17 protein-coding genes are annotated in these 22,508 nt (G+C 39.4%); 7 read left to right on the top strand and 10 right to left on the bottom strand.

Annotated features, from left to right (window positions below; genetic code table 11):
* The first annotated feature begins 7 nt into the window (after positions 1–7).
* A complete protein-coding gene (rmuC, locus tag JKG64_RS21380) occupies positions 8–1,333 on the top strand; it encodes a DNA recombination protein RmuC (protein ID WP_210356303.1) in 1,326 nt (441 codons plus the stop codon).
* Between the two features lies 1 nt (position 1,334).
* Here rmuC and ggt read toward each other — a convergent pair whose 3' ends face one another.
* A complete protein-coding gene (gene ggt, locus JKG64_RS21375) occupies positions 1,335–3,029 on the bottom strand; it encodes a gamma-glutamyltransferase (protein WP_210356302.1) in 1,695 nt (564 codons plus the stop codon).
* 160 nt (positions 3,030–3,189) lie between these two features.
* Between ggt and JKG64_RS21370 the strand changes: the two genes are divergently transcribed.
* Positions 3,190–3,948: an endonuclease/exonuclease/phosphatase family protein gene (locus tag JKG64_RS21370; protein ID WP_210356301.1), complete on the top strand. Its 759-nt coding sequence runs from the start codon at positions 3,190–3,192 to the stop codon at positions 3,946–3,948.
* A 10-nt stretch (positions 3,949–3,958) separates the two neighbouring features.
* Here JKG64_RS21370 and JKG64_RS21365 read toward each other — a convergent pair whose 3' ends face one another.
* From JKG64_RS21365 to JKG64_RS21355, 3 genes are all read right to left on the bottom strand, one after another.
* Positions 3,959–4,285, bottom strand: a complete 327-nt coding sequence (locus tag JKG64_RS21365; RefSeq protein ID WP_133586099.1) for a nucleotide pyrophosphohydrolase — start codon at positions 4,283–4,285, stop codon at positions 3,959–3,961.
* 116 nt (positions 4,286–4,401) lie between these two features.
* Positions 4,402–4,860 carry a D-aminoacyl-tRNA deacylase gene (dtd, locus tag JKG64_RS21360; protein WP_210356300.1) on the bottom strand — a complete coding sequence of 153 codons (459 nt, stop codon included), beginning with the start codon at positions 4,858–4,860 and terminating at the stop codon, positions 4,402–4,404.
* A gap of 195 nt (positions 4,861–5,055) precedes the next feature.
* Complete coding sequence (locus JKG64_RS21355) at positions 5,056–7,515, bottom strand: TonB-dependent receptor (protein WP_210356299.1); 2,460 nt, start codon at positions 7,513–7,515, stop codon at positions 5,056–5,058.
* A 356-nt stretch (positions 7,516–7,871) separates the two neighbouring features.
* Here JKG64_RS21355 and JKG64_RS21350 point away from each other — a divergent pair, with 356 nt between their 5' ends.
* From JKG64_RS21350 to JKG64_RS21340, 3 genes are read left to right on the top strand one after another with little or no spacing between them, the layout of a single operon-like run.
* On the top strand, positions 7,872–9,041 hold the full coding sequence (locus tag JKG64_RS21350; protein WP_210356298.1) for an amidohydrolase family protein: 1,170 nt from the start codon (positions 7,872–7,874) through the stop codon (positions 9,039–9,041).
* 38 nt (positions 9,042–9,079) lie between these two features.
* Complete coding sequence (locus JKG64_RS21345) at positions 9,080–9,430, top strand: acylphosphatase (RefSeq protein WP_317195856.1); 351 nt, start codon at positions 9,080–9,082, stop codon at positions 9,428–9,430.
* 6 nt (positions 9,431–9,436) lie between these two features.
* The gene (locus tag JKG64_RS21340) at positions 9,437–10,942 is read left to right on the top strand and encodes a lipopolysaccharide biosynthesis protein (protein WP_317195855.1); all 1,506 of its coding nucleotides are present in this window, start codon (positions 9,437–9,439) and stop codon (positions 10,940–10,942) included.
* Here JKG64_RS21340 and dusB read toward each other — a convergent pair.
* From dusB to trmD, 6 genes are all read right to left on the bottom strand, one after another.
* Positions 10,939–11,934: a tRNA dihydrouridine synthase DusB gene (dusB, locus tag JKG64_RS21335; RefSeq protein ID WP_210356297.1), complete on the bottom strand. Its 996-nt coding sequence runs from the start codon at positions 11,932–11,934 to the stop codon at positions 10,939–10,941. The two genes, JKG64_RS21340 and dusB, sit on opposite strands and share 4 nt — an antisense overlap.
* A 59-nt stretch (positions 11,935–11,993) precedes the next feature.
* Positions 11,994–12,782, bottom strand: a complete 789-nt coding sequence (gene trpC / locus JKG64_RS21330) for an indole-3-glycerol phosphate synthase TrpC (protein ID WP_210356296.1) — start codon at positions 12,780–12,782, stop codon at positions 11,994–11,996.
* 73 nt (positions 12,783–12,855) lie between these two features.
* Positions 12,856–13,428, bottom strand: a complete 573-nt coding sequence (locus JKG64_RS21325; protein ID WP_210356295.1) for an anthranilate synthase component II — start codon at positions 13,426–13,428, stop codon at positions 12,856–12,858.
* Complete coding sequence (locus JKG64_RS23100) at positions 13,415–13,642, bottom strand: hypothetical protein (protein ID WP_246032805.1); 228 nt, start codon at positions 13,640–13,642, stop codon at positions 13,415–13,417. Before JKG64_RS23100 ends, JKG64_RS21325 begins: the two co-directional genes overlap by 14 nt.
* Positions 13,639–15,042, bottom strand: a complete 1,404-nt coding sequence (locus JKG64_RS21315) for an anthranilate synthase component I family protein (RefSeq protein WP_210356294.1) — start codon at positions 15,040–15,042, stop codon at positions 13,639–13,641. The genes JKG64_RS23100 and JKG64_RS21315 overlap by 4 nt, the downstream gene beginning before the upstream one ends.
* A 320-nt stretch (positions 15,043–15,362) precedes the next feature.
* Positions 15,363–16,049, bottom strand: coding sequence for a tRNA (guanosine(37)-N1)-methyltransferase TrmD (gene trmD, locus JKG64_RS21310; protein ID WP_210356293.1), 687 nt, complete (start codon positions 16,047–16,049; stop codon positions 15,363–15,365).
* Positions 16,050–17,122: 1,073 nt separating this feature from the next.
* Here trmD and JKG64_RS21305 point away from each other — a divergent pair.
* Both JKG64_RS21305 and JKG64_RS21300 read left to right on the top strand, forming a co-directional pair.
* Positions 17,123–20,332, top strand: a complete 3,210-nt coding sequence (locus JKG64_RS21305) for a SusC/RagA family TonB-linked outer membrane protein (protein ID WP_210356292.1) — start codon at positions 17,123–17,125, stop codon at positions 20,330–20,332.
* 4 nt (positions 20,333–20,336) lie between these two features.
* On the top strand, positions 20,337–21,791 hold the full coding sequence (locus JKG64_RS21300) for a RagB/SusD family nutrient uptake outer membrane protein (protein WP_210356291.1): 1,455 nt from the start codon (positions 20,337–20,339) through the stop codon (positions 21,789–21,791).
* Positions 21,792–22,508: the final 717 nt, after the last annotated feature.

Raw genomic sequence — 22,508 nt, 5'->3', positions numbered from 1 at the left:
TGATACTATGGAGTATATACTGTTTTTTATATTGGCAATTCTTATGGTTGTCTGTGCTTATCTGATGTGGCGTAATGGCAGAGCTGTGTCAGCAGGAGATTATCAGCAGGCGGTTGAAGCAAAACAGCAAATGGAGGTTAAGGCTTCAACTGCCGAACATCATGTCTCGTTATTGACTCTTGAAACACAGTCATTAAAAAGCATGTTAGAAAAGGAGCGACAGGAACGACAGGCTGTAGAACGAACCCTGGAAGGGACGAATGCCTACCTACAAGCACAACAAGAAAAATATGTTGAACAAAAAGAAGAAATAGCACAGATTAAGGAAAAGTTTAATGCTGATTTTCAGGTGTTAGCCAATCGGATTCTAGAAGAAAAAACCCAAAAATTTACGGCCTATAATCAGGAACAATTGGGCAAGCTGTTGGATCCGTTGAAAGATAAGATCAAAAGTTTTGAAGAACGGGTAGAAAAGACTTACAATCAAGAAGCTGCGGAACGTAATGTGTTGAAAGGGGTCGTTGAGCAATTGATGCAGCAGAGTTTGGAAATAAAGAATGAAGCTGGAAATCTAGCGCGGGCATTAAAAGGCGATTCCAAGAAGCAGGGGAATTGGGGAGAGGTCGTTTTGGAACGGGTATTGGAGCGCTCAGGGTTGAACCGAGACCAAGAGTATCGTATGCAGGTCGCTCTTGCAGATGAACAGGGGAGGCGCTTACAGCCCGATGCGGTCATTGATTTACCCGATAACAAGCAGCTGGTAGTAGATGCGAAGGTATCACTGGTTTCCTATGACAGATTCGTAAATGCAAATACGGATGAGGAACGGGCTTTGTACCTCAAGGCCCATGTTCAATCGGTAGAGAATCACGTACGTGAACTCTCTGTAAAGAATTATCATAGCCTTTATGGTATACATTCTCCAGATTTTGTATTGCTGTTTATGCCTATAGAGTCGGCATTAAGTGTGGCGGTAATGCATAAGCCGGATTTGTTTTCAGATGCTTGGGATAGGAGGGTCGTGATAGTTAGTCCATCAACGCTACTGGCGACTTTACGTACTATCGCGGCGATTTGGAAGCAGGAGCGTCAGAATAGGAATGTACTAGATATTGCACGCGAAGCGGGATTGCTTTATGATAAATTTGTCGGATTTTTGGGCGATATGGAACAGATACAGGCCCACCTCGATAAGGCTGCTGAAAAGCATGGTGAGGCCATGCGTAAACTTTCTTCCGGACCAGGGAATATAGTCCGGAAGGTTGAGAATCTAAAAGTCTTGGGTGCTAAAGCAAACAAGCAAATCGACGAGCGATTTTTAGGCGAGGGCTAGGTTAATAGCCCATAGCTTTGTCGTCACCCCTCGGGTCGGCGCCTGTCTGTAGTCGACCGTCGGGCAAGACAACGATATTTTCTACACGTCCTATTGCACTGCGTTTATTGATTTTGTACCCGTCTTTTTCTAAGCTAGCACGCGTTTTTGCGTCTATTGCTTTTTCTTCCACATCAATATGATCTGGCTTCCATTGGTGATGAAAACGTGGTGCATTTACAGATTCCTGTGCAGTCATATCGAATTCTAATACATTTAGAATGGTCTGCAATACGGAGGTGATAATAGTAGATCCCCCAGGTGTGCCCACGACCATTTTTAGTTTTCCATCTTTTTCGATAATGGTGGGTGTCATGGCGGACAACATGCGTTTGCCCGGTTCTATGGCATTCGCTTTACCTCCCAATAAACCATACATATTTGGTGAGCCCGGTTTCACGGAAAAATCATCCATTTCATTGTTCAATAAAAAGCCTGCACCATCCACCCAAACACAAGATCCATATGATCCATTTATGGTGGTGGTTAGAGAAACAGCATTTCCATCTTTGTCTACAATACTAAAATGTGTTGTCTCTTCGGATTCATATCCCGGGAATGTACTTGCTTTCACCTTTTCGCTATCTGTTGCTTTGGCTAATGAAACTCCAGCCATTCTGTTTTTGTTGAAAGTGGCATCTGTGAGTTCGGTCACAGGTACTTTGTAATAGTCAGGGTCTCCGAGATAAGTAGCTCGGTCTGCATAGACTCTACGCTCTGCTTCAACAATAGCACGTACTGTACTGTCGGATTGGAATCCCCATTGCTTTAGAGGATAGTTCTCGATGGACTGGAGTAACGCTAGTAGGGCGATTCCCCCGCTTGATGGAGGTGGCATCGAAATAATTTTGTTGTTTTTGTAATAGCCTATTATAGGGGCACGCCAGATTGCTTGGTAATCCTCGAGATCCTTGTGGGAAATAATGCCATTCCCTCGTTTCATCTCCCCGACGATATAGTCGGCTGTTGGGCCTTTGTAAAAACCATCACGACCGTGTTGAGCGATGTGTTCTAGGGTTTCGGCAAGTTGTGCTTGAATAAACAGATCGCCTTCTTCCCATTCCGTTTCTTTGATGATAGCCGCTCCTTGTTTGTTGTGCTGTTGGAATCTTTCTTTGTAACGATTGAATTCGCCAGCCTGTTGCCTTGTAATGGGAAAGCCTTCTTTTGCTAGACGTATCGCTGGGGCTAGCAGTTCTTTCCAGGGTAAGCTACCCTTTTTTTTATAGGCTTCATCCATCCCTGCTACTGACCCGGGAACACCAGCTGCGAGCTGACCATATAGACTTAGATCTACTATAGGATTATTTTGTTTGTCTAGATACATATCTCTGCTAGCTCCAGAGGGGGCTTTTTCCCGAAAATCTAGTGCCGATACTTCTCCATTCTTATCCCGGTATACCATAAAGCCTCCCCCTCCTATATTTCCAGCATTGGGGTATACTACAGCTAGTGCAAATTGGACGGCAATAGCGGCATCTATTGCATTGCCTCCTTTTTGTAATATTTCTAAGCCGATAGCTGAAGCAAGGGGGTGAGCTGTAACTACTGCTCCATTGTCGAAAACTTCTGTATCTTGATTTTGGGTGCGCTGTGATGTACTACAGCCAGTTGTGATGTAGGATACGACCACAAATAGCCAAAGATGTTTGATCATAATGTATGGATTTGTTTAGTGTATGTTGTTTTATGTTTATTAGGAATATTTCTCGTAGTGATCATAGGCCCAATAGTCTAGTTATTGATTAGCTTTTTGGTTGAAAATTAGTTTAGTCTTTCCAACTAAAGATAGCTATATTCACATAAATTATCGAATTATGCGCTATATAGTTACCTTTCTATTCCTATTTATTGTCTTTTTTTTGCAGGCACAGACTGTTAAGATACTCACTTATAATATTCATCACGGAAATCCTCCTTCAAAACCAGGTATTATTGATTTGGAAGCTATAGCAGAGGTTATTAAACAGGCTGACGCGGATGTGATCGGAATTCAGGAAGTCGATGTCAATGTATCACGTTCAGAAAATGTAGATCAAGCGAAACGATTGGCCGAGTTGACAAATACAAATTATTTTTTTTCCAAAGGAATTGATTTGGAAAAAGGGGAATACGGCGTACTTATTCTGACAAAGCATAAGATAGAAGATAAACGTCGTTTAGATTTGCCAATGCCTTTGAAGAGTGAAAACCGGTCTGTGGCAATAGTGGATATTGTGTTGGCTAATGGAAAGAAAATCTCCTTCGCTAATACACATTTAGATCTAAAAGAGGAGAATAGAGCTGCACAGACCGAGTTTATTAACAATCTAGCGGTAAATTATGGTAATCCCTTAGTTTTAGTTGGAGATTTAAATGCTTCGCCCGATTCAAAAGCTATACAAACTTTAGAACAGCGCTTTGTCCGGAATAAAAAAAGCAATAAACCGACTTTTCCAAACGTGGGGACAAAGGAGGAAATCGATTATATTTTAATTTCCAACCCGACTAAGTTTAAATGGAAGAAATACCAGGTCATCGACGCTTCTTATCCATCGGATCATTTGCCGTTGTATGCAGAGATCGAGTTAAAGTAGAGTCCCGACTCTACTTTAACTTTTCATTGTTTTTATGGCGTTCGGCATCTCGCATATTCTTCTTGTCTAAATTTTTTTCCAATGCTTCGGTTAGATCTATTCCCGTCTGGTTGGCCAGGCATATCAGTACAAAAAGCACATCCGCCATCTCGTCGGCTAGGTTGACCTCTTTATCCGATTTTTTGAAGGATTGTTCGCCGTATTGTCTCGCCATGATACGGGCTACTTCACCAACTTCTTCCATAAGCATGGCTGTGTTGGTCAATTCGTTAAAATAACGTACTCCAGTAGTCGTTATCCATTTGTCGACTATTTCTTGTGCTTCTTTTATTGTCATGTTGTAGTATTGAGTAGTTAGATGTGAGTATGGAGATCTGAGAGTTTTGAGTGGCTTACCATCTTTAAAGATTTGGCTTTACATATCTTCTATCTAGTGTCTCACAACCTAATTTTTTAATAATTGTCCTTGTCTTTTGTATTCATTATGATGGTGACCGGACCATCATTCCGTAGGTCGATTTTCATGTCGGCACCGAATATTCCCAGCTGTACCTCTTTACTCAATAATAATGAAAGATGTTTGGCCATTTCTAGGTACATGGGTTCCGCCTTGCTGGGTTTGGCAGCTCGTATAAAAGAAGGGCGATTTCCTTTTTTTTTCTGTGCAAAGAGTGTAAACTGAGAAATGAAAAGGATATTTCCGTCAATATCCTGTATTGATTTGTTCATCAGTCCCTGTTCATCACTGAATATCCGAAGATTGATGAGTTTTTGGGAGAGCCATTCCATATCCTGCTTTTCATCCTCTTCCTCAATGCCGATTAATACCAATAATCCATTTTCAATTTTTCCTGTAATTTGTCCTTCTACTGTGCATGATGCCTGGGTCACCCGTTGTATTACTGCTCGCATGGTTTAAAAGTAAACAATTAAATGCTCTGTAATGATATCGTGCCTAAATATTTGTTGCCTGTACTATAACGGATACAGTATATTTATAAGAAAAACAGTGGGGAACTTGTGCGCTGATATGATAAACCCCGATCAGTTTTAAGGACTGACCGGGGCTTGTTTTATTATATGTTATTCAAATGTAGTTTGTAACAACTAGAATCTAATATTTAATCCAAGCATAAAGTTCGTTGTTGCTTGTGGGTAATAGAAGTTGTAATGCTCTATAGTGCCTTTGGATTCGAACATTTGTCTCCAAGTGTAACCATGTGATTCGTACTTGCTGTTGAAGATGTTATTGACTGCCAAGCTCAAATCAACACGTTGTAGACCTAAGGCCTGAAAGCTGTACTGAGCTACAACGTTATTTACGAATGACGGATCTATTGAACGCTCCTTGCTGGACGTATTGTCTAAATATAACCGCGATACATACTTGCTTTGTAGGCTTAATGATAGCGCTTCTATGGGCATGTAGGTGAAATTATTAGAGGCAATAGTGGAAGCTGACTTCAGGATATGCGTGTCGCCATGTTCAATTACTTCTTCTCTTATCTTGACCCAGTCATCATCATATACGGGGACATATTCCACAAAGTTCTTAATTTTATTGTCGCTTAATGCCAAGGTGGCTGCCCAAGAGAAATGATTGCTGACTTTCCATGAACCATCCAATTCGATTCCAATACGGTGACTTTTTGGAATATTCATGCGTAAAGCCCCTCCAGTATCGTTGATGGATCCTGTAGGGATGAGCTGATCTTTGTATAGCATTGCGTATAGATTGGCTCCTAGTTTGAAAACATTGTTGTTAAAACGGTATCCTGCTTCGATATCCTGCATTTTTTCGGCTTTTGGGAACTCATTCCGTGGATTTTCGACATAGTCTTTACGGACAGGTTCTTTGTTGGCATAGGCATACGAGGCATAGAAGTTAGAGTTCGGATCTATAAAGTAAGTGATGCCTGCCTTTGGATTGACGAAATTCAGATTGTTGTCAAAATCCATGTTCTTGACTTTATCATCATTGCCCTGTACCTGATAATAAATGTTACGGTATTGCACATCGAGATTAAGCAACCATTTATCCATCCGGTAATCTAACTTACCAAATACATTGAAGTCATTCTTCTTGGCATCATTGAGGTAATATTTGTCTCCTAACTCGCTGTTTGAAGCATATCTTGCCCAAATAACCTCGCCATAATGATCCCCTTTGTATTGATTGTATGCACCACCTAAAGTCATGTTGAGTGCACTTGTAGGCCTGTAGTTTAGTGCATAGGTCAAACCATAGAAATGGTTGTCAAGCCATCTCCTACGGATAAGGTCAGATTTCTTTATTTTTTCTCCACCTAGTGTCACGTCTTCTATATTGTATTTAGCGAGTTTGTCTCCCAATCGGTACTCTTCGTAGTATCCAGCCCCACGGGTATAATGTAGCGCTGTGTTGAGGTCTAGTTTCTCACTGATACGATTGGTGTACTGCAGATGTGCATGGGTCTGTGTGTAGTTGTCGGTTTGATTGTCATAAGTATATACGTTGTAGCGACGGTCTGCCTGCAATATCCGATCCAGCTCAGGGCCATCGTATATTCCCAGTCCCGTTCCTGCATAATCAGTAAGTAAGGAACGATCTCCTTTGATCAAAGGTTCAGGTACACCTGTCCAGGCTTGATAGGTCTTCTGTTTTCCTGAGAATAAGGTTGCTTTCAATGTATGTTTTTCGGTGTAAAGTCCTCCATCTATATAGAATGATTTAAGATCTGAAGAGGCTCGTTCCATGTAACCATCGGAAGCTATTCGCGATAGACGTGCATTGAATGCATATTTATCATTGATTAATCCTGATCCCACTTTTACGGTGTTTTTCCATGAATTATACGATCCAAAACTGTTGTTGAGTTCAGCGTAGGGATTGTTTTCCAAAGCGTCGGTTTGTATGTTCAATGAAGCACCAAAAGCTCCAGCTCCATTGGTAGAAGTTCCTATCCCGCGTTGTATCTGTACACTCTCCATGCTTGAGGCAAAGTCGGGGAGGTTGACAAAGAATGAACCCATGCTTTCCGCATCGTTGAGTGGAATACCATTTAAAGTTACATTAATGCGTTCACTGTCTGACCCACGGATTGTAATATTGGTGTATCCGATTCCTGCACCTGCATCTGACCCCACAACCACGCTGGGTGTCTGATTAATCAGATAGGGAATATCCTGTCCGAGATTTGCTTTGCGTAGCTCTTCCTTATTGAGGTTCTTGTATGTTGTTGCCGCATTGTCCTTTGCTCGTGTTGCGTATACAAAAGCTTCGCCAGTTTGCAGATGCAAGGGATCGAGGGTGATGTCAATATGCCCTTTGCCACCTGTGAGACGCGTTGTTGAAGTCTTGAATCCAAGATATTGTGCCTTGATGTCTTTTGGACCTTCTTGTTCTAAGGAAAAAGTAACTAGACCATTCTCATTAGTCTGTTTTGATTTACCATCGATAGTGATAGTGGCTCCCCGAATAGGCAGCGTTTGTTGGTCTGTTACGCGAACTGTTAGTTTTTGTTGCGCAATGACGCTTATTGTAACCAATAGCGTTAACAGCCAAGTAGCAAAAAAATGCTTAATCATAAGATTTTAAACGTATTTTGAGTTAAACCATACTACTGCAAGGGGTCACAATAGCGTTACATTTAACCGCCCTTCCCTACGCTGGCATTATCCAGATCAGGTGTGTTCTGCTTAGCAGAACAGGGTATAATCTCAGCCTTTTTTGTGTTCTGAATGAACAAGGCACCCCTTTTCGATGTCGCAAACATAGGTTATTTTTATTACAAAAAAAACAACCATCAACTTTCTGTAAAAAAAATTGCTTAATTTGTCATCGCTATTGGTTTAAAGCAATATTTTGTAGTAGATTTACATTTTCTAACGGGTTAAGTCTTTAGCCTTTAGAAAATACACACACACTAACTATTGGTATATAAATGGTTCATTATTATTCAGCTGATTATGTGATGCCAGTCACGTCCAGCCCTATAAAGAATGGGGTCATTGCAATGGACGAAAATGGTACAGTCTTAGGAATATATGATAATGATTCTGTGCCTAAAGATGTAGAAATAGAACGCCTGAAGGGAGTTCTAATTCCGGGATTTATTAATGCACACTGTCATTTAGAATTGTCGCACCTATTAGGTAAGATTCCGCAGAAACAGGGCTTGGTTAAGTTCATTACTGAGGTGATGTCTAACCGTGGTGCTGACGATGATCTTGTTCAGGAAGCGATGGCCGCGGCCGATCGTGCAATGTATGCAAACGGTATACAGGCGGTCGGTGATCATGTTAATTCTGCTATCTCGGCGAAAGTAAAAGAAAACAGTAAGATTACCTATCATACTTTTGTGGAGATACTGGGTCTCAAAGAAGAAGAGGCTGCTCAGAAGATTGATGAGGCACGCGAAATTGAGTTTAATTTTGATTCTGGTCATGCTTCGATTACCATGCATGCTCCATATTCTTGTTCTAAAGCTCTTTTTAAAGCGTTTAAAAAATCGGTGTCAGACGATAACATCATCTCGATTCACAATCAGGAGAGTGAAGAAGAAAACAAACTGTTCCGTTATAAAACAGGTGAGTTTTTAGATTTTTATCAACGGATCGGCTTTCCTGCAGACGAATTTAAAGCGCAAGCTCGAAACTCCGTACAGACCTATATGTCCTATCTTCCGACAGGGAATAAGGTGATACTTGTACATAATACCTATACTTCACTGAAGGATTTGGATTTTATCCGAAGAATGGGAAGAGATGTGGTAATGTGTCTTTGTCCAAAAGCCAACCTATATATAGAAGATGCACTTCCAAAAGTTAGTATTTTTGAACAGAATGGTTGCGAAATCGCTATTGGAACAGATAGTTTAGCTTCTAACGATAGTCTAAGTATATTAGATGAATTGAAGGTGTTGCACAAGCATTTCCCAGATTTAGACTTTAGCCAAACGTTGAAATGGGCAACTATTAACGGCGCTAAAGCACTGGCAGTGGAAGAAAGTATGGGTTCTCTAGAGGTTGGGAAAACTCCAGGCTTGTTATTGGTTAAAAATATAAACCATTTCAAGTTGACCGACAAAGTGGAGATAGAACGTATTGCTTAAATAATTTGATTACTTTTGCGGTAATAGACTCGATCTGAATGACGGATTTGCTTGCTATGGGCTTTTTCGTCATTAGAGTGAGTTACATCAATAAAGAATTCATTTTGATGAAACATTACAATATTACGGTAAAAGGAAAGGTTCAGGGCGTTTACTTTAGACTTACAACAAAAGCTGTAGCTGATCAGCTTGGTGTAAAAGGATATGTTATTAATCAGACCGATGGCTCTGTTTATATAGAAGCTGAAGGAGATGACTTTGGATTGGAGTCGTTGTTGGAATATTGCGAAGAAGGCCCTGATAGGGCTGAAGTAGAAGCTGTGACTTATGAAGAGCAGGCCGAACTCAAAGGCTTTAAGGATTTTGAAGTGCTCAAACATCGTAAATAACCTGTTGTGTCCTCTATAAAGAAATTTTTAAGTGATACGGTGATTTATGGTTTTACGACCATTATCTCCCGTATGATTAGTTTTCTTATGACGCCTATATATCTGCGGAAATTTAAAGATGCCGCAGTATATGGGGTTTATTCAAACTTTTATGCCTGGGTCTCTATGTTGAATGCAATTCTTGCATTTGGTATGGAAACTACCTATTTCAGATACCTGCAGAAGCAGAAAGAAGAAGATAAGGACAAGATTTATAACAATAGCTTTATTGTTACCCTATTCATGTCTGGGCTATTGCTTGTTACAGTCTTTCTTTATACCCGTCCGATAGCCTCCTGGTTTGCAGAGGGAGGTAATGTCGACGTATATGTTCAATATATAAAGTACTTCGCATTTATTCTGGTTGCCGATGCGTTGGCAGTCATTCCTTTTGCCCGTCTGCGCGCGAAGGGAAGACCCATTCGTTACAGCTACCTCAAGTTCATAAATATCTTTGTAACCGTTGGTCTCAATTTGTTTTTCATCGTGTATCTTCCTTCGTGGAAGAAGGAGTCCGCATTTTGGGCTGATTTTGCTGGAGATTGGTTTTTAGAGGGCTGGATAGGTTATGTATTTCTTTCTAATCTTATAGCGAGTGTTGTTACGCTTGTTTTGCTTTTGCCCGAATTATCGAAGGTCCGGTTTAAGATTGATAAGGAGACGATGAAGAGCATGTTGGTTTACAGTTTTCCAATCTTGATCGCTAATATCTCATTTATTATAAATGAAAATCTGGATAAAATGTTTTTCCCAAAACTTATACCTGGTGAAATTGGGAAAATAGAATTGGGGATATACGGTGCGGTGACGAAGATTGCGGTATTTCTAAGTTTGTTTGTGACTGCTTTCCGCTTGGGGGCAGAGCCCTTTTTCTTTTCACATGCGAAGAGTGAAAATGCACAAAGGACTTACGCTATGATTATGAAATATTTTGTCGTATTGATGGTGATGGTCATGGTGGGGATAACGGCAAATATTAGTTGGTTGAAGGTTTTTATCCGGGGGACAGAGTTGCAACCCGAAGTGTATTGGGAAGGGTTAAAAATTGTTCCCATTCTACTTTTTAATTATGTCTTATTGGGGATATATATGAATCTTTCTGTATGGTATAAGCTGACAGATAAGACCAAGTATGCGATCTATATTTCGGGGGCTGGTGCACTGGTTACTGTTCTCTTGAATATGCTACTTATACCAAGATATTCCTACGTAGGTGCTGTGGCGTCAACTACTGTAGTCTACGGCATTATGATTGCTTTATCGTTGCTATGGGGGCAGAGGTACTATCCGATACCCTATGCTTTCGGAAGTATCACTGCCTATTTGATGGGAGGGTTGGGTATTTCGCTAGCGAGCTATTTTATATTTGATAGTAATGTCTGGGTTGGAAACCTTCTTTTGATCGCTTTCTGTATTACCACTGTCTTGCTCGAGAAAAAAACAATTTTACAAATTATAAGAAAGGCCGATTAAACGGCCTCTCCAACAAAGTTATGTTTAATTTCTTCGAGAACTTCCTGAATTTCGTCATGAGCCGAAAGGCCGACTAGCTTCATGCGGTATTCTTTAAAATTGGGTATACCTTTAAAGTAATTGGCGTAGTGCCTCCGCATTTCGAATATCCCTAGCTTATCTCCTTTCCATTCGATCGATTTAGTAAGGTGCGTACGGCATACTTCTACACGTTCTGCAATGGTCGGACCATCCAAGTGTTCTCCAGTTTGGAAAAAATGCTTTATTTCTCTAAATATCCATGGATAACCAATCGATGCCCGTCCTATCATGATGCCGTCGACTTCATACTCCTGCCTCCAGGCGGCAGCTTTCTCAACGGAGTCTACATCTCCATTACCAAAGATTGGGATTTTTATTCGAGGATTACGTTTTATATCCCGTATCATCGACCAGTCAGCCTGTCCTTTATAAAGTTGCGCCCTAGTACGGCCATGTATAGCTAAAGCTTTGATACCTACATCTTGTAAGCGTTCCGCTACTTCGTATACATTCTTGGTGGTGTCATCCCAACCTAATCTTGTTTTTACAGTTACAGGCAGGTGAGTTGCCTCAACAACAGCTTTGGTCATTGCTACCATCTTGTCAATATCCTGTAACAACGAGGAGCCAGCCCCTTTACAGACTACTTTCTTTACCGGACAGCCATAGTTGATATCGATAAGATTCGGATTAGCTTTAGTACAGATTTCTGCAGACTGGCGCATTGATTCAATATCACCACCAAATATCTGTATGCCAATAGGACGTTCATACTCAAAGATGTCCAATTTCTGTACCGATTTGGCAGCATCCCGAATCAGTCCCTCCGAGGATATGAATTCGGTGTACATCATATCTACTCCATTCTGTTTACATACGTAACGGAATGGTGGATCGCTAACATCCTCCATGGGAGCTAATAGGAGAGGGAATTCCCCCAAATCTATGTTTTCGCCAATTTTTACAGACATGGTGCAAAATTAGGAATATTTTTGTAGTTAAACTGTAAAATCGTGAATGCATTGAGCCACTATAAGTCCAATTCGACAACAAATTTTTTCATAGCCTCTCCCGGATTCTCTGTTTTCATGAAATTCTCGCCGATTAAAAAGGATTGGAAACCGCGTTTTCGTAAATCGTTGATCGTGCTTGGATCTGAAATTCCACTTTCTGAAACTTTAATGAAGTTGGCTGGTATTTTATCAACCAGATCGTGCGAATGTGCCAGTGATACCGAAAAGTCTTTTAAGTTCCTGTTGTTTACTCCTATAGCGTCTATATTATCAGAAATACTACGTTTTAGTTCTTCTTCGTTGTGCACTTCCAATAACACATTTAAACCCAATGATTTGGCATACAAGGCTAAGGATTTTATTTCCTCAGGGCTAAGGCAGGCCGCAATAAGAAGAATAATATCAGCCCCATATGCTTTTGCTTCCGCGATTTGATAGCTGTCTATGATAAATTCTTTGCGTAGTAATGGGAGGTGCAATACCGCTCTAGCAGCAGTGAGATCCGCAAGGTCACCCTGGAAGAAATCGGAATCCGTCAAGACCGAGATAGCTGATGCTCCGGCATCTTGATAGCCTTGGACAACCTCTTGTACGGTGGATATCCCATTTATAATCCCTTTGGAGGGGGAAGCCCTTTTGTATTCCGCTATGATCCCTGTTCGTTTCGGGTTTTCAATCGAGTCTTTTAAAGAATAGCAAGTTCTGCCAAACAGCGGATATTGTTCGAGTTGCTGTAACGTAGTTTTGGCTTTTGCATCTGCAACCTCTATTCTTTTTCTTTCGACAATTTTATCTAGTATAGTCATTTTTTGTAGTTATCGAGTTATCTTGTGATCCAGTTATCATGTACTCTAGTTCACTTGATAACCTGTTCACTTATTATTTCAACCAATTCTCAATTAGCTTTTTGCCATTGTCGGTCAATATGGATTCCGGATGAAATTGCATACCGCGTACATCATATTCTCGATGTGTTAGCGCCATGATAACACCATCTTCGTCTACAGCAGTTACCTTAAGCGACTCGGGTAGATTTTCATTATTTACTGCCCAAGAGTGGTAGCGGCCTATTTTAGAATTTTCGGGAAACTCCTGGAAAAGCTTTTCCTCGCTGTCGGTAACGATGATGGACGAGGCCACACCGTGCAGTGGCTTGGGCATGTTATAAAGGGTGCCGCCAAATACCTCAGCAATTGCTTGTTGCCCGAGACAGATTCCTAATATGGATTTGCTGGCTGCATAGGTGCGGATGACATCTAGGAGTAATCCAGCCTCTTCGGGGATTCCTGGCCCGGGAGATAACAAGATATGATCAAATTGGTCGACATAGCTCAGTTCGAATTTGTCGTTGCGAACGACCTCATAACTCTCGCCTAATTCTTGCAACAAGTGCACCAGATTGTAGGTGAAAGAATCATAGTTATCGATGACGAGAATCTTATTTTTGCTCATTTTGTAACAATTGATTGTTTTCTACTAATTGTTTGATATCCTCATTAACAGCAGACAAATTTATTAAATCTGTCTCTTCAGTGCCTAGTATTCGTTGTTTTTTGGCAACGTATTGTTTTCTAAGCTGTAGAAGCTCCAGTATTCTAGAGTCAATAGTATTGATACTTGAAGCTATTTGTGCTGTGTTTTCACAGTATTCGAGTGGACGTATCATAGGGTTTGTGCTATTTCAAGGGCTCTGCGTAATGCAGCTATTTTATTATTCACTTCTTGTAGTTCTTTCTCTGGATCGGAATCGAGTACGATACCGGCTCCAGCTTGATAATGAAGTACGTTCTTTTTACTTAAGAAAGAGCGTATCATAATGGCATGGTTGAAATCCCCATTGAATCCCATAAAACCAATTGCACCAGCGTAGAAAGAGCGCTGTAATCCTTCGTAGCGATCAATTAGGGTGAGGGCCATATGCTTTGGAGCGCCAGATAGTGTTCCGGCGGGATAGGTGTCGCCAACGATGTCAAATGGATTAACTGTAGGCTTCAGTTTACCGGCCACTTTGGAAACCAGATGGATGATGTGTGAGTAGTATTGCGCCTCTTTATATGATTTGACCTGTACATTCGTACAGTGTCGGCTTAGGTCATTGCGTGCGAGATCCACGAGCATCACATGTTCTGCAGATTCTTTAGGGTCGTTTTTCAAATCTTCTGCTATTTTTTCGTCCTGTTCAATATCACCTGTTCGTTTAAAAGTCCCTGCAATTGGATAGATCGTGGCTTCTCCTCTCTTTATTGTTAATTGTGCTTCTGGAGATGAACCAAACAGTTTGAAGTCTCCGTAGTCAAAGTAAAAAAGATAGGGTGAAGGGTTGACTGATCTTAATGCGCGGTAGACATTGAACTCATCTCCAGAAAAAGCTGTAGAGAATGCTCGGGAGGGTACAATCTGAAATACATCCCCTCTGCGGATATGGGACTTCATTTTCTCTACAAGTCCCTTGAAGCCATCGTCTGTCGTATTTGACTGCTCATTGCCCTTCGTCTGAAAAGAGTACTCTGGGAAATTCTTGTTTTGAATTAAGTATTCTAACCTCTCCAATTGGCTTTGTTCGTTGTCCAACAGGTGCTCAAAAATATACAGCTGGTTACGGAAGTGGTCTATGGCGATCACATATTTATAAACATGGTACTGTAGAAAGGGGATTTTGCGGGATTCGTCCAGTTTGGCAGTAAGTGTGATGTCTTCAAAATGAGCCACAGTATCAAAGGTGAAATATCCAAATAGACCATTTGAAATGACATTCGTATCTGCAATAGGCTTTTCATCAAAAGATTGTCTGAAAGCCGAAACTTCGCTTCTTAGGTTTATTGCTGAGGCCGGTTTAACAATTTTTTCCTGATTCGGATAGCTAACAGTTAGATTTTCTTCGTTTAGCACCAGTCCCGCTAGTGGTTGACAGCATATATAGCTGATGTTGTTGTCCCTGCTATGGTACTCAGAGCTTTCTAACAAGAGGCTATTCGGGAAGGTATCCCGGAGACGGAGGTAAATACTGACAGGGGTTGTTGTGTCTGCCAGTATTTTTTTATGATTTGTTTTGAATGTATAGGTCATATGTATGTTTTTTATTCTGTTGCTAATTCTATTTTTTTTTGAAGATTGTTAGAGCCTTTTCAGAGTTTATTCCACAAAAAAAGCCCGACGAAATACGTCGGGCTTTTTGATTTATGGTTTTGGTTGATTAAAAAATCCTTATTCTGAAAACCAATAGAGGTGCCTCCCGACGCTGTTTGCTCCGGGCCACCACCAAAATTGATATGTACTTTGTGTTATCATTACACCACAAATTTAGAATAATTTTTAAATAATCAAATTCTTTTTGTTAAAAAAATAAAAAAAGTTACAAATGCTTAGCTAATTATCAACAGTTGGGGTTACTGTTCATTATCACCCAATAAATCCGGCCTTCTTTCTTGTGTGCGTTGGAGCTGCTGATCATCACGCCATGCGTTGATTTTGGCTTCATTACCACTTAGTAAGATATCTGGCACTTTGTGTCCACGCCATTCGGCAGGCCTTGTATAAATCGGAGCATCAAGCAGTCCATCTTGAAAAGAATCAGACAATGCGGATGTCTCATCAGATAACACGCCAGGTATTAGTCGTACGATAACATCTACCAGAATAGCAGCCGGGAGTTCGCCTCCCGATAGGACATAGTCTCCAATGGATATTTCGCGGGTCACAAATATATCCCGTATACGCTGGTCAATCCCTTTATAATGACCACACAATATAATCATATTGCCTCGCGTCGATAAGTCATTGGCAATAGACTGATTTAATGTTTCACCGTCAGGTGTCATGTAGATAATCTCATCGTAGGTTCTTTCACTCTGTAGTTTTTCAATACAGGTAGCGAAAGGCTCGATCTGCATTACCATTCCTGAGCCACCACCATACGGGTAATCGTCTACAGACCGCTGCTTGTTAGACGTATAGTCCCTTAGGTTATGCACATGAATTTCACTCAATCCCTTTTTTTGCGCACGTTGTAATATAGAATGTGCAAAAGGGCTATCCAATAGGGAGGGAAGTACTGTAATGATGTCAAATCTCATGCGGCAAAATTAAAGAAAATGCTTTGCATTCACGAATGTTTCCATCTCGATAGATGACTTATACAATCAGCTATTGGGGACCTATTTTCGTGCAAAATGTTACAATAACTTTTAAGATATATAGATGTTGCAACAAATAATATAAGAATATAGTCAGACTGAATCTAATTAGTGAAACCTTTTGTATGATATATTATTCCGAAATAGAGTGATATTCAAAATATTATTTCGAATATCATGTTTTTCTTAAAAGATATTAAATCTGAGCTTGAGGTTGCCTGATTTTTATCGGTAGAATATTTTACTTGTGTTTATTTTAACGAAAGGTGTTAATAGTTAAAAAACTTGTAATGACAACTTATGTCTGTTATATTTGTCCCCCTGATTCTTTTGGATGAAGGCATACTAACTATTTATCTTCTCTTTAATTGTGAAAAGTGGTGTTTTAGCACTTTCTAAATTTTGCATATCGCAATTTGGTTCGTGCGAATTAACAGTTGTATTATATACTAACGTTTAAGCATTGAAAATTATTATTGCAAACATATATTGATTAACATGAAACAAAAATTACTCAGTTTTATTTGGACATTGATTCCTTCTATTTGCGTTAATCCGGTTTCACAAGTATTAGTCCGTGTTGTTACATTTGGTGGAGTGCGCCATTTATTTTACGGTTTAAACTATTATTTCAAAAAAAAATAATGTTAAAAAATGTAAAAAATCATTTTTTTTATATGTTTGCATAGTAATATAGCTGTTTCAGTTATAGAGATACTAACGCACAAACAATTTACAAAAGCTAAGCACACATGATGAAACAAAAATTATTTACTTCACCCCATTGTTTTCTGATTTAGAGGTCGATTGATGTTCGCCAAGCTGGATTTGTACACTTTTTTGACGATTTAAACTGTGGTTTAATCTTCCGCTAGTTGTTTTTTGCCTTGTTGAAATGAAAACAGTTTATCGTTATCTCTTTTAATATTTTATTTGGGGAAGGAATGGTGCTTATATGTCAGTTGTTAATCAATAATTAATTAAACATAATTTTTAACTAAACACATAAATACATGAAACAAAAATTACTCAGTTTATTTTTTGTGCTGACTTGTCTAATAGGCGTGTCTATGGCACAAAATCGGCAGGTGAGTGGGAAGGTTACTTCGGTAGCCGATGGCACCCCACTTTCAGGCGTATCAGTGTCTGTAGTGGGGACTTCTACCGCTGTACAGACTGATGGAGGAGGGAATTATACAATTACTGTAGGTCAGGCGGCATCTCTTTCGTTTTCTTTTGTAGGATATAGTTCACAAAGAATTAGTATAGGTAATAAAGATGTGATAAATGTACAGTTGAGCTCTGAAGATAACGCGTTGGAAGAGGTTATCGTGACGGCTTATGGTGTACAGACCAAGGAGTCTGTGACAGGATCTATCGCAACGATTAAAGCTAAGGATCTTGCTCAGGTTCAGACAGGAAACGCTATCCAGTCTTTGGCAGGAAAAATTAGCGGTGCACAGATAAGATCAACGACAGGGCAACCTGGTTCAGAACCCACGGTTCGTTTCAGGGGGCTGGGGTCAATTTCGTCTTCTAATAATCCGTTATATGTTGTTGATGGTGTTCCTTATAACGGAGATATAGCGTCTATTTCTTCTCAGGATATTGAGGAGATTTCCTTTCTCAAGGATGCCGCAGCTAACGCTTTGTATGGTAGTCGTGGCGCAAATGGAGTAATCATCATTACAACAAAGAAAGGTAGAGGAAATGTTGAGATTAGTTTTGAAACAAGAGGCGGGTATAATTCACGAGCAGTGAAGGACTATGATATTATCAAAGATCCGGCCGAATATATGGAATTAAGATGGCAAAGGCTTCGTATAGGGTATATGGCATATGGTGATAGCGATGCTGATGCGAGACAAGGTGCGACAAATGATTTATTTGACGATTTGGGAATAAATCCTTTTAATGTAGCTAATGATGCAATTGTGGATCCTTTGACTGGGAAAATCAATCCCTCTGCAAATTTGCTTTATCAAGATGATTGGTCAAAGTATCTGTTTAAAAACAGTTTCAGACAAGAGCATAACTTAAACATCCGTTATGGAAACGATAAAGTGACTACTTATTTGTCTGGAGGATATCTTAAAGACAATGGCTATGTGGTAAATTCTGGTTTTGATCGTGCAAGTGCTCGAGCAAATGTTGAGTTTAAACCCTATGAGTTTCTAAAGGTGGGTACGAATTTAAACTATGCTGGCACAAAGATGAAAAATCCTCAAGCAGGTAAAGAAACCACTACCTTTTCGAATCTATTCTCTTGGACACGAAATATAGCGCCTATATATCCAATTTTTGCTAGAGATGCATCAGGCAACATTTTGAGGAATAATGAAGGAAGAGAATTATATGATTGGGGAAGAGGAGAAACCGTAGGATCATTACGAAGACCCTATATTGCGAATATGAACCCTTATGCGACTACATTATTAAATACTCAAACAAATAGTAATGCGAATTTAGGTTTACGTGCTTTTGCATCCATAGATTTTCTCCGTGACTTTAATTTCACATATAATCTGTCATATGATTATTTATCTGGTAATCGTTTTCGTTATGGCACTGAAGAGGGGGGGGATGATCAACCCTATGGAGGTTCGATTACGAACGCAACAATTTTCGATAAAACATTTACTAACCAGCAATTTATAACCTACAAAAAGTTGTTCGGATTACATGATTTGAACATCATGGTGGGCCATGAGGTTTCAGATTATAAAAGCGAAATGCTAGCTGGAACTAAAACAAATCTTGTTATCCCCAATAATGTTATAATTGGTAATGCAAGTAAGTACAGTTCTTTAAATGGCTATAATGACAACTATAAGGTAGAGGGGTATTTGTCAAGAGTGAATTATAATTACAATAGTAAGTATTATGCGAGCGCTTCTTTTAGAAGAGATGGATCCTCTGTATTTCATCCTGATCATAGATGGGGTAATTTTTTTGGTTTAGGTGGAGCTTGGATTATATCTAAAGAAGATTTCTTGCAAAATCATGCGTTGATTTCCAATCTGAAATTCAAAGTTAGCTACGGAGAGCAAGGGAATGATAATTTATACTATCCAACCTATGTAAATATGGCGCATAGGAACCATTTCGGTTTTTCTCGTAATTATCTTCCATATAAAGATCAATACGAGATTGTTACAGATGCAGAAGGAAACCCTTCTATTTCTCCTATTTACAAAGGAACAGAAGATCTGAAATGGGAAGTATCTCGTAACTTTAATACTGGTTTCGAATTTGGCTTATTCGCCAATAGATTAAATTTTGATATTGAGTATTTTAGCAGAAAAGTCTCTGATATGTTGTATAACTTCCCGCAGGCAGCATCTTCCGGTGTTCCGGCTATATCTAAAAATATAGGAGATATGAAGAATACCGGGGTGGAAATCAGTGTCAATGGAGATGCGATTCGAACAACCGATATGAATTTAAATCTTTGGGTGAATGCTACACATTATAAAAATAAAATTACACGTTTACCTGATCCATTTGTAAGTGGGTTGTTTCGATTTGTTGAAGGTCAAAGTGCTTACACCTACTATATGAGAGAGTTTTCTGGTGTAAATCCCGAGACTGGTAATGCGCTTTGGAATAAAGGAGACAAAGATCCTAAATCAGGTATGACATCAGGTGAAAAGACAACAACTGAGGCTTATACATCAGCAACGCAATATTTGTTGACAGATAAAACAGCAAACCCTGACTTATACGGTGGTTTTGGATTTGATTTTAGCTATAAGAAGTTTGCTGTTAACGTAGGTTTTGCTTATCAATTAGGAGGATATATTTTTGATGAAGTCTATCAAGGCTTATTTAAAGAAGATGTAGGTATGGGGGCTAGTGGGGCAAATTTTCACAAAGATATCTATAAAACCTGGACTCCAGAAAATACTTCAGCACAAATGCCATTACTGTCAGTTGTTTATCAACAACAATATGATGCTTCTGATGCCTTTTTGTTGTCTGCTAGTTATTTAAGTTTAGAAAATGTTGGGATTACCTACGATATTTCGAACCGCCTATTTGATAATGTTGGAATTCGAAATTCTAAGTTAACCCTTATGGGAAATAATCTGTACATGTGGTCTAAGCGTCAAGGCATGGATCCCCGTATGATGCAGTTAGGTGGAGAAACAAACAATGGGCGTACGTTGAACAATTATTCACTACTTAGGACTATTTCTCTAGGATTAACTGTTAATTTTTAATGTCATGAAAAGAAACAAAAAAATTATATATGGATTGGCCGGAGTGCTTTTATTTACAGCATGTAAAAGTGACTTTTTAAATGTAACTCCTGAGTCAACGATTGACCAAGAACAATTAAACTCCTCTGCTGCTGCTGCTTTAGGAAGTTTAAGAGGTGTACTTGCTACTTTGAGATCTGCAGAAACATCGGGTTATGCTGGTCATGAGGATTACGGGCACAAAGGTGTTTTGTCTGTATTAGATCTGATGGGCAATGACGTTGTAATGAACACATTAAATTGGGGAGGATTTAATTATAATTATTCGGGACGGATTTCCACAAATTCCCGTTCGCATTATCCATGGTTTACATACTATAAGCAAATTCGCAACTTAAATGTAATTCTCCAAAATATACCTGAAGATACAGGCGACGCAGATCTTAAGGCGGTGCGTGGTCAAGCTTTGGCATTGCGAGGATATTTTCATTTTATGTTAGCTCGTATTTATGGACCTACTTATGTAGGGAATGGGGCAGCATTATCTGTTCCAATTAATGCTGCTACACTATCCTCGAAACGTAATACAGTGGAACAGGTCTATGCTCAAATAAAGAACGATTTGGAAAGTGCTGTTGATCTTTTGGACGGATACAGTAGGGGAAGGAGTCGTGAGCTGATTGATAAAAGTGTGGCTCTTGCTTTTTTAGCAGATGTATATTTAGAGATGGGATTGTATTCAGATGCCGCGAGTGCAGCACATGAAGCTAGACAGGGATATGTTCTATTGACAGAGTCCCAGTGGAAGAACGGCTTCTATGACCTGACTCAAAATGAAACAATGTGGGGGGCCGATATCAATGCAGAGTTGACATCTTTTGTTGCGAGTTTCTTTTCCCACTTTGATAATACGAATACCGGGTATTCAGAAGGAGGCAACATTTCTATTGACAAACGCTTGTATGAAGCAATGTCTGATCAGGATTTTAGAAAAAGTGCCTTCTTAGGTGCTACAGGTGGGCAATTTGAAGGAAAAACCTATGATCCATATATCAGTTTAAAATTTAGGGATTTGACAAGTAATAGAACCGCAGGAGATTATATTTATCTACGTTCTGCATTGATGTATTATATTGAAGCGGAGGCATTGGCGCGTAATGCTGCTACAGAATCTCAGGCTAAAGAGGTTCTGTACGAAATTACGCATCAGAGGGATCCTAATTATACACTTTCTACTAAAAGTGGTGCGGATTTAATTGATGAAATAATTTTGCAAAAGCGTATTGAAATGTGGGGCGAGGGGTTTGCATTTTTTGATTTGAAGCGTTTGAAACAAGGTGTAGTTAGAGATTATCCTGATACAAACCATCCTAACTATGGGAAATTCAATATTTCTGCGGGAGATAATAAGTTTTTATTTATGATTCCTCAGGCGGAGGTGGATGCGAATAGCGATATTCTGCCAAATAACCCATTATAGAGTTTTTATAATATTGTTTGAGGGCGATAGAATTCTATCGCCCTTTTTGTAGGGTAGAAATAGAGGGTTTATTTAATCTCGTTTATCTGATGATGTGTATGCTATTATCTTTAAATACCTTAAATCATATGAAAAGTGTTATGAGATTTTTATTCAGCAATCTTCCTTATGTCTCCACTCAAGGGGGACATGATTTATAATACGTGATAGAAAGCTCATAGTTTACCAGAGTGCTGATGTAATAAGAAGTGTGTTTCTTCGGAAATGTTACAGTGTGTTTTAGTTGTTGTGTTTTTCCATCTTTTTTCTTGTTTAAACCACTGTTTCAAAAAAAAATAATGTTAAAAAGTGTGAAAACTTATTTTTTTTTATATGTTTGCATAGTAATATCGTTGTTACGATATGACGCTACTAACACACAAACAATTTATAAAAACTAAACACACACAAAATGGAACAAAAATTACTCACTTCATCCCGTTATCTCCGGATTTAGACTTTTCTGTCGGAGTTAGCTTGGTTTATTTCACCGAGCTGGATATGTAAACTTTTTTGATAATCTAAACGGCTGTTTATCCTGCTGTTGATCGGTTGACGCTTTTTCTTTTTGATAAAACGTTTTACTGCTTGTTTCTTTTGCTCACGTCATTTGGCAAAGGGAATGGGGCGTATGCACCTGTGATTAATCAATAATTAATTAAACACAATTTTTAACTA

This window comes from Sphingobacterium tabacisoli (genome assembly GCF_017908035.1).
Lineage (GTDB): Bacteria > Bacteroidota > Bacteroidia > Sphingobacteriales > Sphingobacteriaceae > Sphingobacterium > Sphingobacterium tabacisoli.
Note: the sequence above shows the minus strand (reverse complement) of the source record. Positions and strands in the feature narration are given on the sequence as shown.

Excerpts from the sequence above, each read along its gene's own strand:
- JKG64_RS21315 (WP_210356294.1), bottom strand. The coding sequence starts at position 15,042 with ATGACCTATACATTCAAAACAAATCATAAAAAAATACTGGCAGACACA.
- JKG64_RS21300 (WP_210356291.1), top strand. The coding sequence starts at position 20,337 with ATGAAAAGAAACAAAAAAATTATATATGGATTGGCCGGAGTGCTTTTA.
- JKG64_RS21355 (WP_210356299.1), bottom strand. The coding sequence starts at position 7,515 with ATGATTAAGCATTTTTTTGCTACTTGGCTGTTAACGCTATTGGTTACA.
- dtd (WP_210356300.1), bottom strand. The coding sequence starts at position 4,860 with ATGCGAGCAGTAATACAACGGGTGACCCAGGCATCATGCACAGTAGAA.
- trpC (WP_210356296.1), bottom strand. The coding sequence starts at position 12,782 with ATGACTATACTAGATAAAATTGTCGAAAGAAAAAGAATAGAGGTTGCA.
- trmD (WP_210356293.1), bottom strand. The coding sequence starts at position 16,049 with ATGAGATTTGACATCATTACAGTACTTCCCTCCCTATTGGATAGCCCT.
- JKG64_RS21305 (WP_210356292.1), top strand. The coding sequence starts at position 17,123 with ATGAAACAAAAATTACTCAGTTTATTTTTTGTGCTGACTTGTCTAATA.
- JKG64_RS21365 (WP_133586099.1), bottom strand. The coding sequence starts at position 4,285 with ATGACAATAAAAGAAGCACAAGAAATAGTCGACAAATGGATAACGACT.
- rmuC (WP_210356303.1), top strand. The coding sequence starts at position 8 with ATGGAGTATATACTGTTTTTTATATTGGCAATTCTTATGGTTGTCTGT.
- JKG64_RS21350 (WP_210356298.1), top strand. The coding sequence starts at position 7,872 with ATGGTTCATTATTATTCAGCTGATTATGTGATGCCAGTCACGTCCAGC.
- JKG64_RS21325 (WP_210356295.1), bottom strand. The coding sequence starts at position 13,428 with ATGAGCAAAAATAAGATTCTCGTCATCGATAACTATGATTCTTTCACC.
- ggt (WP_210356302.1), bottom strand. The coding sequence starts at position 3,029 with ATGATCAAACATCTTTGGCTATTTGTGGTCGTATCCTACATCACAACT.
- JKG64_RS21370 (WP_210356301.1), top strand. The coding sequence starts at position 3,190 with ATGCGCTATATAGTTACCTTTCTATTCCTATTTATTGTCTTTTTTTTG.
- JKG64_RS23100 (WP_246032805.1), bottom strand. The coding sequence starts at position 13,642 with ATGATACGTCCACTCGAATACTGTGAAAACACAGCACAAATAGCTTCA.
- JKG64_RS21345 (WP_317195856.1), top strand. The coding sequence starts at position 9,080 with ATGACGGATTTGCTTGCTATGGGCTTTTTCGTCATTAGAGTGAGTTAC.
- dusB (WP_210356297.1), bottom strand. The coding sequence starts at position 11,934 with ATGTCTGTAAAAATTGGCGAAAACATAGATTTGGGGGAATTCCCTCTC.